At 69.9% G+C, this 13,827-nt stretch carries 8 protein-coding genes; 1 reads left to right on the plus strand and 7 read right to left on the minus strand.

All coding sequences use genetic code 11. The annotated features are described in order from the left end of the window. Positions 1-14 precede the first annotated feature (14 nt). The 7 genes from FGX59_RS16725 to FGX59_RS16755 form a co-directional block, all read right to left on the minus strand. Positions 15-932, minus strand: a complete 918-nt coding sequence (locus FGX59_RS16725) for an ABC transporter permease (RefSeq protein WP_138468285.1) — start codon at positions 930-932, stop codon at positions 15-17. Next, on the minus strand, positions 932-2,017 hold the full coding sequence (locus tag FGX59_RS16730; RefSeq protein ID WP_138468286.1) for an ABC transporter permease: 1,086 nt from the start codon (positions 2,015-2,017) through the stop codon (positions 932-934). Before FGX59_RS16730 ends, FGX59_RS16725 begins: the two co-directional genes overlap by 1 nt. Continuing rightward, entirely contained in the window at positions 2,014-3,537 is a 1,524-nt protein-coding gene (locus FGX59_RS16735; RefSeq protein ID WP_138468287.1) for an ABC transporter ATP-binding protein, read from the minus strand. The genes FGX59_RS16730 and FGX59_RS16735 overlap by 4 nt, the downstream gene beginning before the upstream one ends. Then, positions 3,534-4,475 (minus strand): xanthine dehydrogenase accessory protein XdhC, encoded by a 942-nt coding sequence (gene xdhC / locus FGX59_RS16740; RefSeq protein ID WP_138468288.1) that lies wholly within the window; start codon positions 4,473-4,475, stop codon positions 3,534-3,536. Before xdhC ends, FGX59_RS16735 begins: the two co-directional genes overlap by 4 nt. Then, positions 4,472-6,754, minus strand: coding sequence for a xanthine dehydrogenase molybdopterin binding subunit (gene xdhB / locus FGX59_RS16745; protein ID WP_138468289.1), 2,283 nt, complete (start codon positions 6,752-6,754; stop codon positions 4,472-4,474). The genes xdhC and xdhB overlap by 4 nt, the downstream gene beginning before the upstream one ends. Further along, a complete protein-coding gene (gene xdhA / locus FGX59_RS16750; RefSeq protein WP_138468290.1) occupies positions 6,751-8,115 on the minus strand; it encodes a xanthine dehydrogenase small subunit in 1,365 nt (454 codons plus the stop codon). The genes xdhB and xdhA overlap by 4 nt, the downstream gene beginning before the upstream one ends. A gap of 195 nt (positions 8,116-8,310) precedes the next feature. Continuing rightward, positions 8,311-9,453 carry an HWE histidine kinase domain-containing protein gene (locus tag FGX59_RS16755; protein ID WP_138468291.1) on the minus strand — a complete coding sequence of 381 codons (1,143 nt, stop codon included), beginning with the start codon at positions 9,451-9,453 and terminating at the stop codon, positions 8,311-8,313. A 254-nt stretch (positions 9,454-9,707) separates the two neighbouring features. Between FGX59_RS16755 and dnaE the strand changes: the two genes are divergently transcribed. Further along, positions 9,708-13,292 carry a DNA polymerase III subunit alpha gene (dnaE, locus tag FGX59_RS16760; protein WP_138468292.1) on the plus strand — a complete coding sequence of 1,195 codons (3,585 nt, stop codon included), beginning with the start codon at positions 9,708-9,710 and terminating at the stop codon, positions 13,290-13,292. The last annotated feature ends 535 nt before the right edge of the window (positions 13,293-13,827 follow it).

Here is a 13,827-nt window from a genome sequence, read left to right on the forward strand (position 1 = left end):
GTCCCGTAGCGGCCTCAGCGCGATGCATGGAAGGCCCGGCCCAGCGATCCCGGCGCGCCCGCGGCCGCGCCCGCGGCGGACATGGCGACCAGAACGAGGATCGTGACGACATAGGGCGACATCGACAGGAGCTCTACCGGCACGTTGACGCCTGCGGCCTGCATGTTCAACTGCAGAACCGTGATGCCGCCGAAAAGATAGGCCCCGACCAGCAGCGGCACCGGCCGCCAGGCGGCGAAGACCACCAGTGCCAGCGCGATCCAGCCCGCGCCCGCGGTCATGCCCTCGGTCCATTGCGGCACGCGCACGAGGCTCAGATAGGCGCCGCCCAGCCCCGCCATCGCGCCGCCGAAGAGGATGGCGTAGATGCGGATCCGCGTGACCTTGTAGCCGAGCGCATGGGCGGCGGCGTGGTTCTCGCCGACCGCGCGCAGGATCAGCCCGGGCCGCGAATAGCGCAGGAAGGCCCAGACCGCGGCCACCGCGGCGAGGCTGAGATAGACCATCAGGTCATGGCGGAAGAGCATCGGGCCGATCACCGGCAGCTCGGACAGCCCGGGGACGGGCAGCTTCGGCGTGGCGGGCGGCTTCAGCCCGACGAAGCCCTGGCCGAGCAGCGCCGAGAGCCCCAGCCCGAAAAGCGTCAGCGCCAGGCCGGTCGCCACCTGGTTCGACATCAGCCCCTGGGTCAGCAGCCCGAAGATCAGCGCCATCGCCGCGCCACCGAGGGCGCCGCCGAGAAAGCCCAGCGTTGGCGAGCCTGTCGCCACCGCCGCCATGAAGCCGGTGATCGCGCCGACGATCATCATCCCCTCGACGCCCAGGTTCAGCACGCCGGATTTCTCGACGACGAGCTCGCCGAGCCCGGCCAGCAGGATCGGGGTCGAGGCCGCCATCAGGAGCGGCACGAGGTTGATCAGCGAAATATCCATCACGCGGCCCTCCCCGGGGCGAGGCGCAGCCGGTAGTGGCTGAAGACGTCGAAGGCCAGCAGGAAGAACAGCAGCATCCCCTGGAAGGCCTGGATCGCGGCGGCCGGCAGGCTCAGCATCAGCTGCGCCAGCTCGCCGCCGATATAGGTCAGCGCCATCAGCAGCCCGGCCAGCAGGATGCCGACCGGATGCAGCCGTCCGAGGAAGGCGACGATGATCGCGGTAAAGCCGTAGCCCGCGCCGAAATCGATCGAGACCTTGCCCGCGGGACCGGCGACCTCGAAGAGCCCGGCCATCCCCGCCAGCGCGCCCGAGACCCCCATGCAGAAGAGGATCAGCCGCGCCGGGTTCACGCCAGCGAGCTTCGCCGCCCGCGGCGCCTCGCCCGCCAGCTTGATGTGGAAGCCGAGGATGTGCCGCTGCAGCAGCACATAGGCCGCGATCACCGAGATCAGCGCGGCGACCACGCCCCAGTGGATGCCGGAATTGGCGATGATCTCGGCGTTGTGCGCCGACGGATAAGACTGCAGGTTGCGCGAGCCGGGAAAGCCGCCGCCCTCGGGGTTCCGCAGGAAGCCGACCGAGGCCGCGGCGAGGATCTGCTCGGCGACATAGACAAGCAGCAGCGAGACGAGGATCTCGTTGGTGTTGAACATCGTCCGCAAGAACCCGGGGATCATCGCCCAGGCCCAGCCGCCGAGCGCGCCGGCGATCACCATCAGGGGCAGCAGCACCGGCAGCTCCATCGGATAGACGGCCAGCGCCACCGCGGCGCCCGCGAGCGCCCCCATGATGTACTGCCCCTCGGCGCCGATATTCCAGATGCCCGCGCGGAAGCCCAGGGAAAGCCCGATGGCGATCAGGATCAGCGGTCCGGCCTTCACCAGCAGCTGCGGCCGCGAATAGCTGCCGAATTGCGGCGAGAAGATGGGATCCCAGAAGATCGTCTTGATCGCCAGGAACGGATCCTTGCCGAGCAGCGCGAACATGATCGCGCCGACGGCCATCGTCGTGGCCACGGCCAGCAGCGGGGCGAGGTAGGTCCAGTTCTTCGAGGGCGCCGGGCGCCGTTCCAGCCGGATCATGCCACGGCCTCCTCTTCGGGGTCCCGGCCGCCCAGCATGAGCCCGAGGTCGTTCATCGTCAGCCCCTGCGCGGGGCGGGGGCGGACCATGCGCCCGTCGCAGATCGCGGTGATCCGGTCCGAGATCTCCATCAGCTCGTCCAGATCCTGGCTGATGACGATCAGCGCAGCGCCCTCTTCGGCGAGCTTGATCAGCGCCTTGCGGATATGGGCGGCGGCGGCGGCGTCCACGCCCCAGGTCGGCTGGTTGACGATCAGCAGCGCAGGATCCTGCATCACCTCGCGGCCGACGACGAATTTCTGCAGATTGCCGCCCGAAAGCGCGCCCGCGGCGGTATGGGCGCCCGGCGTGCGCACGTCGAAGCCCTTGATGACTTTCTCGGCATAGGCGCGGACGCCCTTCCAGTCGATCCAGCCGCCCGGCGCCAGCTTCATCCGGAGTGCGGCGGTCATCAGCGCGTTGTCGGCCAGGCTCATGTCCGGGGCGGCGGCATGGCCGAGCCGCTCTTCGGGGGCGGAGAGGATGCCGATGGCGCGCCGTTCATGCGGGCCGAGTCGGCCGACCGGGGCGCCCTGGAAGGCGACGCTGCCGGGCGCGGTGCGGGTCTCGCCCGAGAGCACGGCGAACAGCTCGTCCTGGCCGTTGCCCGCGACGCCGCCGATGCCGAGGATCTCGCCCTTCCTGACGGAGAACGCGATGTCCTTCAGCGCGGTGCCGAACTGGCTGGCGGCGGGCAGGGACAGCCCGTCGACGGCGAAGACCTCCTCGCCGCGGGTGCCGGGATGCTTGACCGGCGTGTCGAGCTTGGCGGCGACCATCATCTCGGCCATGTCCCGCGCCGAGGTGTCGCGCGGCACGCAATCGCCGACCACCTTGCCGTGGCGCAGGATCGTCGCGGTGTCGCAGAGCGCGCGGATCTCGTCGAGCTTGTGCGAGATGTAGAGGATCGCCGTCCCCTCGGCGGAGAGCTGGCGCAAGGTGCGGAAGAGGATCTCGACCTCCTGAGGCGTCAGCACCGAGGTCGGCTCGTCCATGATGAGAAGCCGCGGGTTCTGCAGCAGGCAGCGGACGATCTCCACCCGCTGGCGCTCGCCCGCGGACAGGTCGCCCACCCGCCGGTTCGGCGAGAGCGGCAACCCGTAGGCCTCGGAGACCTCGCGGATCTGGCGGGCCAGCACGCGGCGCTTCGGCGGGGTCTCCATGCCGAGCGCGATGTTCTCGGCCACGCTGAGCGCGTCGAAGAGCGAGAAATGCTGGAACACCATCGCCACGCCGGCCTGGCGCGCGGCCGAGGGCTCGGCGGGCGCATAGGCCTGTCCGTCGAGCGTCATGGTCCCGGCATCGGGCGTCACCAGCCCGTAGATCGTCTTGACCAGCGTCGATTTCCCGGCGCCGTTCTCGCCGAGAAGCGCATGCACCTCGCCCTTCCTGATGCGGAAGGACACGTCGGAATTGGCCACCACGCCGGGATAGGCCTTGGTCACCCCGTCGATGACCAGAAGGTCGTCTGTCGAATTCACCCCGTGCGGTCCTGTCTTGCTGTGTCTTCACGAACCCGCGACTGGAGTAGCGCGGCAGCGGTGCTGACGGCAATCGCCTGCGGATGCTTCCCTGCGGCAGGCGTGCCGATCGGGCAGGCAATTTTCGCGATTTCTGCCTGCGAATGGCCCAGCTGCCCAAGCCTTGTGCGGAAACGTGCCCATTTCGTCGCCGATCCGATCAGCCCGATCCGCCCCATCCCGCGGGAAAGCGCGGCATGGCAGAGCGCCAGGTCGAGCTCGTGCGAATAGGTCAGGATCAGGATCTGCGCCTCTGCGGGGGCCAGCGCCAGGGCGCGGACCGGGTCGGGGGCGGGCAGGGCGGTGACGCCCGCGGGGATCGCGTCGGGAAAGCGCCCGGGCCCGGTATCGACCCAGGTCAGGGCGAAATCCGGCAGCGGCGCCAGCACCTCGGCCAGCGCGCGGCCGACATGGCCCGCGCCGAAGATCCACAGCGGATGACGCGGCGCCGTGCCCGGCTCGATCAGCCAGCCCTCGAGCAGGCGCAGCCGCGGCGCCAGCCCCTGGCCGCGCGCCGCCTTCATGTCGTGCCGCAGCGCCAAGGGCAGCTCGGCGCGGCCCTCGACCCGGCGCAGCACCGGCCCTTCGGCGGGCAGAGCAGCCGCGTCATAGACCTCGGTGACCAGCGTCACGGCGCCGCCGCAGCACTGGTTCAGCGCCGGTCCCAGCGCCTGGCGGGTGACCCGCGTGCCGCCGGCCGCCAGCATCCCGCGCGCGGCTTCGGCCGCACGGTATTCCAGCGCGCCGCCGCCGATCGTGCCGGACTGGCCGTCCTGCCAGACCAGCATCGCGGTCCCCGCCTCGCGCGGGGCCGAGCCCCGGGCCTCGGCCACGACGATGCGGGCCACGCGGCCGTGGCGGTCCACGGCGCGGGCCAGTTCCTCCAGATCGAAGCTCATGACCGGACGCGCTCCACCGCCCAGAGCAGCCGTTCGGGCGTGGCCGGGGCGTCGAGCGCCGGATAGGCCCCGCCGCAGGCCGCCACCGCGTCCGACAGCGCCAGGAAATTCGAGATGCCCAGCATGAAGGGCGGCTCGCCCACCGCCTTCGAGCGGTAGATCGTCTCCTCGCGGTTCGGCTGGTCCCAGAGCGCCACGTTGAAGACCGGCGGCCGGTCCGAGCAGGCCGGGATCTTGTAGGTCGAGGGCGCATGCGTCCTGAGCCGCCCCTTGGCGTCCCAGACCAGCTCCTCCATCGTCAGCCAGCCCGCACCCTGCACGAAGGCGCCCTCGATCTGGCCGGTATCGAGCGCCGGGTTCAGCGAATGGCCGCAGTCATGCAGGATGTCGGTCCGCAGGATGCGGTTCTCGCCGGTCAGCGTGTCAAGCACCACCTCGGTGCAGGCCGCGCCATAGGCGAAGTAGTAGAAGGGCCGGCCCTTGCCCGCGATCCGGTCCCACTCGATCTTCGGGGTCTTGTAGAAGCCGGTGGCCGAGAGGCTGATCCGCGCCTCGTAGGCGGCCTTGGCGACCTCCTCGAAGGCGTAGCTTTCGCCGCCCACGGTCACGCGGTCCTCCGCGAAGACCACGTCGCGCGGGCTGGCCTGGTGGCGCTCGGCCAGGAACTCGGCCAGCCGGGCGACGATCGTGTCGCAGGCCGCCCTGACCGCCATGCCGTTCAGGTCCGAGCCCGAGGAGGCGGCGGTGGCCGAGGTGTTGGGGACCTTGGCGGTGTCCGTCGCGGTGATCTTCACCCGGCCCATGCCGACGCCGAAGCGGCTGGCCGCGACCTGCGCGACCTTCTGGAACAGCCCCTGTCCCATCTCGGTGCCGCCATGGTTCATCGCGATCGTGCCGTCTTGGTAGAGATGCACCAGCGCGCCGGCCTGGTTGAGATGGGTGAGGGTGAAGCTGATGCCGAACTTGACCGGGGTCAGCGCGATGCCGCGCTTCAGCACCGGGCTGCCGGCGTTCCAGTCGCGGATCGCGGCGCGGCGCGCGGCATAGCCGCAGCTTTCCGCCAGCGCGTCGGTCATGCCGTGCAGCTCGAAATCCTCGATCGCCATGCCATAGGGCGTGGTCTGCGCCACGGCCGGGGCGGCGGCGTAGTAGTTCGCCCGCCGCACCTCCAGCGGATCGCGCCCGGTGGCATGGGCGACATGGTCGATGACCCGCTCGACCGCCACCATGCCCTGCGGCCCGCCGAAGCCGCGGAAGGCGGTGGCGCTGACCGTGTTGGTCTTCAGCCGGTGCGAGGTGATCCGGACGTCCGGCAGGTGATAGGCATTGTCGGCATGCAGCATCGCCCGGTCGGCGATGGCGAGGCTCAGATCCAGCGCCCAGCCGCAGCGGCAGTACTGCCAGAATTCCAGCGCCTCGATCCGTCCCTCGGGGCTGAAGCCGACCTGGTAGTCGATGCGGAAGTCATGGCGCTTGCCGGTGATGACCATGTCGTCGTCGCGGTCATAGCGCATCTTCGCGGGCCGTCCGGTCCGCGCCGCCACGATGGCGGTGGCAATGGCCAGCCAGTTGCCCTGGCTCTCCTTGCCGCCGAAGCCGCCGCCCATCCGCCGGGTCTCCACCCGGACGGCATGCATGCCGGTTCCCAGCGCGTCGGCGACCTTGTGCTGGATCTCGCTGGGATGCTGGGTCGAGGAATGCACCAGCATGTCGCCGCCCTCCTGCGGCACCGACAGCGCGGCCTGGCCCTCGAGGTAGAAATGCTCCTGCCCGCCGATCTCCATTGAGCCCGTCGCGGTCATCGCCGCGCTTGCCATGGCGGCGTCGGGATCGCCCTGGCCCCAGACCAGCGGCCCGTCCTCGAAGCGGCTGTCGGCGGCCAGCGCCTCGTCGATGCTCAGGATCGCGGGCTCCTCGGCCACCTCCGCCTGTCCCAGCGCTGCCGCGCGCCGCGCCGCGCCATGGCTGGTCGCGGCGACGAGGAAGAGCGGCTGGCCGGCGAAATGGATGTCGCCGGTACAGAGCAGCGGCTCGTCATGGGCCGAGGGCGAGCAGTCGGGGACATGGTCGAAATCCGCCGCCGTCAGCACCATCACCACGCCCGGCGCGGCGCGCACCGCCTCCAGGTCGAGCGACAGGAGCCGCCCCTTTGCGATCTTCGACAGGCCGAAGGCCAGGTGCAGGCAGTTCGCCGGGACAGGGATGTCGTCGACATAGCGCGCGCGGCCGGTGACATGGAGCGCGGCGGCATCGTGGGGCAGGGGTTTCTGCACGCTCATGCCGAGACCTCCAGCACATTGGCGGCGACGCCCTGGTCCTCGTGGAAATAGCGGATCACCATGTTCTCGGCCGCCTTCAGCCGGTAGGCCGAGGAGGCGCGCATATCGGTGAGCGGCTCGAAATCCCTGCCCATCTGGGCGGCGGCCGCGGTGGCCGTCTCCAGCGTCCAGGGCCGGCCCGCCAGCGCGGCCTCGACCGCTGCGGCGCGCTTCGGGATGCCCGCCATGCCGCCGAAGGCGATGCGGGCGGCGGTGACGGTGCCGTCCTCGACGGTGACCGACAGCCCGCCCATCACCGCGGAAATGTCCTGGTCGAAGCGCTTCGACAGCTTGTAGCAGCGCAGCCGGTCGGGCTGGCGCGGAATGCTGACCGCCTCGACGAATTCGCCGGGCTGCCGGTCCTGCTTGCCGTAATCGAGAAAGAAGTCCTCCAGCGCGATCTCCCGCCGCGCCTCGCCGCGGCGCAGATGCAGCCGCGCCCCGAGCGCGATCAGCGCGGGCGGGCTGTCGCCGATCGGCGAGCCATTGGCGATATTGCCGCCGATCGTGGCGGCATTGCGCACCTGCACCGAGCCGTAGCGGCGGATCATCGCCGCCAGCCCGGGATGATGACCGGCGATGAAGGCGCCGAACTCGGTCACGGTGGTCATGGCGCCGATGCGGATCGCCTCTCCGGTCATGGAGATGCCGGACAACTCGGGGATGCGGTTGAGGAAGGCGACGGGGCCGAGGGAACGGAACTGCTTCGTCACCCAGAGCCCGACATCGGTCGCCCCGGCGATCAGCGTGCCCTCGGGATGGGCGAGATACCATTCGGCCAGCGCGTCGGCGGTCGCGGGCATGTCCGAGGCGAGCGGGCCGAGCGCCGACAGGTCCTCCGCCATCCAGCCGGGCACCGGTGCCTCCGCCGCGGCTTCGGCGGCGCGGATGATCGGCGCATAGCCGGTGCATCGGCACAGATTGCCCGCCAGCCGGTCATTGTAGTCGGTGGCCCCGGCGGTATGGGCGACCGCCATCGAGGCGACGAAGCCCGGCGTGCAGAAGCCGCATTGCGAGCCGTGCAGATCGACCATCGCCTGCTGCACCGGATGCAGGCTGCCATCCGGACCGGCGATGCCCTCGACCGTGCGCACCGCCTTGCCATGGAGCTGCGGCAGGAAGAGGATGCAGGCATTGAGCGCCCTGGGTCCGTCGCCATCGGTCACCATCACGGTGCAGGCGCCGCAATCGCCCTCGTTGCAGCCTTCCTTGGTGCCTGTCAGTCCGCGGGTCTCGCGCAGCCAGTCCAGCAATGTCACGGTAGGGTCGGTGGTCTCGAGGCGCACGATCTCTCCGTTGAGGAGAAACGAGATGTCGGCCATGGTCGTCCTGTCGCCGCTTTCTCTGCAAGAGGGCAGGGCCCGCGCCGTCCGGGCCCGATGCGGCGGAAAGCCCGGGCGGCGTTGAAATCTCCGTGTCCCAGCTTGTCGGAATTGCCGCTCAATGCAAGCGCCCGGCGCCGCGGAGCGGCTTTTTTCCGGGCGGATGCCTGCGATTTGGGCGCCCGCGGGCGGGGCTCAGATCTCGACGCGGCCCAGCGGCAGGACCAGCTGGCGGTGCAGCCCGTCGGGGCGCCAGTCGGTCTCCATCGAGCCGCGGAAATGGCCGCGCACGGTCATGTCGACCAGCCGCGAGCCGAAGCCCGCCGCGGCCGGCACTTCGACCGCCGGGCCGCCGGTCTCGGTCCAGTCGAGCAGCAGCCGCCCGCCCTCGGTCGTCCAGGTCACTGCCAGATGGCCCTCGGGGACCGAGAGCGCGCCGTATTTCGCGGCATTGGTGGCGAATTCGTGCAGCACCAGCGCCAGGTTCGTCGCCCCGCCCGCGCCCAGCGACAGGGTCGGGCCGGTGACGGTGACATGGTCGTCCTGGCGCATCAGGTGCGGTTCCAGCAGCGTCACCACCAGCGCCTGCAGCGAGACATCGGCGCGGCCTTCGGATTGCTGCGTGACCACCGGGCGGATCAGGTCATGGGCGCGCGCCAGGGCGTTGATCCGCCCGCGCAGCGCCTCGGACATCTCGGCGGGGCTCTCGGCGCCGCGCGCGGTCATGCCGATCATGCCGGAGACGACCGAGAACAGGTTCTTCACCCGGTGGTTCAGCTCGCCGACCAGCAGCTGGCGGGTGGAGATCTCCTGGCGCAGGCGGATCTCGCTCTCGATGATGGCGCCCAGATCCTCGAGCACGGCCAGTTCGCGCGCGCCCCATTGGCGGGGCTGGCTGTCGATGCCGCAGAACGAGCCCAGCACCTGGCCGTCCGGCCCGCGGATCGGCACGCCCATATAGGCGACCACGCCCAGCCCGGAGACCGCGCCGTTCTTCGACAGCAGCGGATGGATGCGCGCATCGGAGACGGAAAGCGGCCGGCCGGAGGTGACGACATACTGGCAGAAGCTCTGCGACAGCGGCGTGCCGCGGTTGCAGGCCACCGCCTCGGGCAGGCCGGTCTGCGCCTTGAAGAACTGCCGCTCGCTGTCGACCAGCGACAGCAGTCCGACCGGCGCGCCGATCACGCTGGTGGCGAGCCGCACGGCACGGTCGAAGGCCTCCTCGGGAAGGGTGTCGAGAAGCGCGCTGCGTTCCAGCGCGGTCAGGCGGTCGGGATCCTTGAGCCGATCTTCGTGATCCGCCGGAACACCCGGCGGGAAGCTGTTACTGGACACGCGGACCTCGCTCGCATGGACGGGCGCGGGCCCGGCATCTGCACATCGCAGGCTGTATATCCGCGGGCGCTGCCGGAAGGGAAGCGGTAAAAGGAGCGCCCCGCGCCGGGCGGCAGGCTGCCGCCCGTGCCGCAGGGCGGGCCGCGGCACGGTTTCCGCTGCGGCAGAGGCGGATGGCGGCGGCGCCCCCGCCTGCGGCCCCGCGTCGGGCCTTGGGCCTTTTCCCCGGACCGCGCAGGGCGTAGCTTCGCGGCATGAGCAGTGCCCCCCGATTCATCCATCTCCGCCTCCATACCGAATACTCGCTTCTCGAAGGCGCGATGCGCACCAAGAAGCTGCCGGACCAGATCGCCGCGATGGACATGCCCGCCGTCGCGGTGACCGACACGAACAACATGTTCGCCGCGCTGGAATTCTCGATCGGGGCGGCGAAATCCGGGGTGCAGCCGATCATCGGCTGCCAGGTCTCCGTCGAATACGCGCCGAAAGTGCCCGGCGAGAGGGTGCTGCCGCCCGCGCCGGTCGTGCTCCTGGCGCAGAACGAGACCGGCTACGAAAACCTGATGAAGCTGAACTCGGCGCTCTACCTCGCGCGCCCGGGCGAGGAGCCGCACGTCACCCCCGCGGAGCTCGCCGCGCATGCCGAGGGACTGATCTGCCTCTCCGGCGGACCGGACGGGCCGGTGGGGCGGCTCCTGCAGGCCGGGCACCGCCCGAAGGCCGAGGCCTTCCTCGGCGTCCTGGCGCGGACCTATCCCGACCGGCTCTATGTCGAGCTGCAGCGCCATCCCGGCGAGGACGGCCAGCCCGAGGCGGAGCGGCTGACCGAGCGCGGCCATGTCGAGCTGGCCTATGCGATGAACCTGCCGCTGGTCGCGACCAATGACGTCTATTTCCCGAAACCGGCGATGTACGAGGCGCATGACGCGCTGATCTGCATCGCCGAGGGCGCCTATGTCGACCAGTCGCAGCCGCGCCGCCGGCTGACGCCGCAGCACTACCTGAAATCGCCGGCCGAGATGGCCGCGCTTTTTGCCGACCTGCCCGAGGCGATCGAGAATACCGTCGAGATCGCCCGCCGCTGCGCCTTCGCCGCCTCGACCCGCGCGCCGATCCTGCCGAAATTCGCCGATGACGAGGTCGAGGAACTGCGCCGCCAGGCCAAGGCCGGGCTGGAAGCCCGCCTTGCCGTCATTCCCCACGCGGTCAGCGTCGAGGAGTACGAGAAGCGGCTGGAATTCGAGCTGGGCATCATCGAGGGGATGGGCTTCCCCGGCTACTTCCTGATCGTGGCCGACTTCATCAAATGGGCCAAGGACCACGACATCCCGGTCGGGCCGGGCCGGGGCTCGGGCGCGGGCAGCCTCGTGGCCTATGCGCTGACCATCACCGACCTCGATCCGCTGCGCTACAGCCTGCTCTTCGAGCGGTTCCTCAACCCCGAACGGGTCTCGATGCCCGACTTCGACATCGACTTCTGCATGGACCGCCGCGAGGAGGTGATCCGCTACGTGCAGGAGAAGTACGGCCGCGACAAGGTCGGCCAGATCATCACCTTCGGCGCGCTCCTGTCGAAGGCGGCGGTGCGCGATGTCGGCCGGGTGCTGCAGATGCCCTTCGGCCAGGTCGACCGGCTGTCGAAGATGATCCCGGTCGAGGGGGTGAAGCCGGTCTCGATCGAGCAGGCGCTGAAGGACGAGCCGCGGCTCGCCGAGGCGGCGAAATCCGAGGAGGTGGTCGACCGGCTGCTGACCTACGGCCAGCAGGTCGAGGGGCTCCTGCGCAACGCCTCGACCCACGCGGCGGGCGTGGTGATCGGCGACCGGCCGCTGGATGCGCTGGTGCCGCTCTACCAGGATCCGCGCTCGGACATGCCCGCGACCCAGTTCAACATGAAATGGGTGGAGCAGGCGGGCCTGGTGAAGTTCGACTTCCTCGGGCTCAAGACGCTGACGGTGATCCAGAACGCCATCGACCTGATCGAGGGGCAGGGGAGGGTGCTGCATGTCGCCGCCGACGGCAGTCCGCTCTACGTGCCCGAGCCCGGGACCGAGGGGCAGATCAACGCCATCCCGCTCGACGACGCGAAGACCTACCGTCTTTATGCCGATGCCAAGACGGTGGCGGTGTTCCAGGTGGAAAGCTCGGGCATGATGGATGCGCTCCGGCGCATGAAGCCCACCTGCATCGAGGACATCGTCGCGCTCGTGGCGCTCTACCGCCCCGGCCCGATGGAGAACATCCCGGTCTATTGCGAGGTCAAGAACGGGCTGCGCGAGATCACCTCGATCCACCCGCTGATCGACCATATCCTGGCCGAGACCCAGGGCATCATCGTCTACCAGGAGCAGGTGATGCAGATCGCCCAGGAGATGGCGGGCTATTCCCTGGGCGGCGCCGACCTTCTGCGCCGCGCCATGGGCAAGAAGATCAAGGAGGCGATGGATGCCGAGCGGCCGAAATTCGAGTCGGGCGCGGCGAAGAACGGCGTCGACAAGCGCAAGGCCACCGAGGTCTTCGACCTTCTGGAGAAATTCGCCAATTACGGCTTCAACAAGTCCCACGCCGCCGCCTATGCGGTTGTCTCCTACCAGACGGCCTGGTTGAAGGCGAACCACCCGGTCGAGTTCATGGCCGGCGTCATGAACTGCGATATCCACCTGACCGACAAGCTCTCGACCTATGCCGAGGAGGCGCGGCGGCGGCTGGAGATCGAGATCGTGCCGCCCTGCGTCAACCGCTCGGCCGAGACCTTCACTGTGAAGGACGGAAAGATCATCTACGGACTCGGCGCGCTGAAGAACGTGGGTCTCGAGGCGATGCGGCTGATCACCGAAGCCCGCGGCGTCCCGGGCTTGACCCGGGACCTCCCCGACAGCCAGGAGGCCCCGGGTCAAGCCCGGGGCGGGACGGGGAAACCCTTTGCCACGCTCTTCGACTTCGCCCGCCGGGTGGATATGAAGCAGATCGGCAAGCGCCCGCTGGAGATGCTCGCCCGGGCCGGCGCCTTCGACCAGCTCGACCGCAACCGCCACCGCGTCTTCGCCGCGCTCGACCAGCTCGTCGCCTATTCCGCCGCCATCCACGAGCAGCGCGCCTCCGCCCAGGTCTCGCTCTTCGGCGAGGCCGGCGAGGATCTGCCCGAGCCGCGGCTGCGCGACGTCTCCGACTGGCTGCCGACCGAGCGGCTGGGCGAGGAGCACAAGGCGATCGGCTTCTACCTTTCGGGTCATCCGCTCGACGACTACATGGCGCCGCTGCGCCGCCAGAAGGTGCAGACCCTGGCCGAGGTCGCCCAGCTTGCCCGCCGCGACGGCAAGGCCATCGCCAAGCTGGCGGGCGCGGTCTCGGCGCGGCAGGAACGGAAATCGAGCCGTGGCAACCGCTTCGCCTTCGTCCAGCTCTCCGACCCGACGGGTCTCTACGAGGTGACGGTCTTCTCCGACACGCTGGAGCAGAGCCGCGACCTGCTGGAACCGGGGCAGAACGTGGTGCTGACCGTCGAGGCGGAGAGCGAGTCGGACCAGCTGAAGCTGCTCTGCCGTTCGGTGACGCCGGTCGACGACGTTGCCGCCCAGGCCGGGCCGGTGGGCATGCGCGTCTATCTCGATGCCGAGGCCGATCCGGGCGGACCGGCCATGACCATCGCCGACCTGCTGCGCCGCGCCACCGAAGAGGCCCGCCGCCAGCGCCGCGCGCCGGTGCAGCTCCTGCTGCGGATGAACCGCGAGGGCTACCAGGGCGACGGCGTGGTGGAGCTCGGCGAGTTCGTGGTGACGCCGCAGATCAAGGGCGCGGTGAAGTCGCTGCCCGGGGTCGAGCTGGTCGAGGACCTCTAGCCGCACGGTCCCGGCGTGTCGCGGTCCGCCATTCCGCGACCGCCTGACGGATGCCCTGCGGGAGACGTTCTTCCCGGCGGTGCCACGGCCCGGCGCGTTTCCGGGGCGCCCCTGTCGGTTGCGAATGCTCCGAACGCGGCGCTGAACCGGAAGCCCGGCATCCAGCAAGGTGCCGGAAAAGATTCCAGGGCGTTGTCGTGTCGGAGGTCGTTCCGGATTTGGCCAGGACTGCCGCCGGATTTGAGCGAGTCTATCCGCCTTCAGGTCCACCATCCCGGTTTTCCTGCAACCTCCCTGGCCGAGCGGGCTGTTTCAGCCCCCTGCGATGGCGCGGTCATGGCCAATCGGGCGCGGATCGGGATGCCCGGGCGGCACCGGAGGCGGCGGCCGCGGCGCTGGCGCTTCTGCGCAATGCCCTGCGGCCCTTTTGCGCTCGGGCCCTCGATCCTCGCTTCGATCTGCGCGTCCCGGCACCGGTGCCTGCGAGGATCAGGCATCAAGGCGCCATTGGTCCGCGCCCGAAGGAGAAAGCATC

Source organism: Poseidonocella sp. HB161398 (assembly GCF_005870025.1).
GTDB lineage: Bacteria > Pseudomonadota > Alphaproteobacteria > Rhodobacterales > Rhodobacteraceae > Mangrovicoccus.

Excerpts from the sequence above, each read along its gene's own strand:
- FGX59_RS16725 (WP_138468285.1), bottom strand. The coding sequence starts at position 932 with ATGGATATTTCGCTGATCAACCTCGTGCCGCTCCTGATGGCGGCCTCG.
- FGX59_RS16730 (WP_138468286.1), bottom strand. The coding sequence starts at position 2,017 with ATGATCCGGCTGGAACGGCGCCCGGCGCCCTCGAAGAACTGGACCTAC.
- xdhC (WP_138468288.1), bottom strand. The coding sequence starts at position 4,475 with ATGAGCTTCGATCTGGAGGAACTGGCCCGCGCCGTGGACCGCCACGGC.
- xdhB (WP_138468289.1), bottom strand. The coding sequence starts at position 6,754 with ATGAGCGTGCAGAAACCCCTGCCCCACGATGCCGCCGCGCTCCATGTC.
- xdhA (WP_138468290.1), bottom strand. The coding sequence starts at position 8,115 with ATGGCCGACATCTCGTTTCTCCTCAACGGAGAGATCGTGCGCCTCGAG.
- dnaE (WP_138468292.1), top strand. The coding sequence starts at position 9,708 with ATGAGCAGTGCCCCCCGATTCATCCATCTCCGCCTCCATACCGAATAC.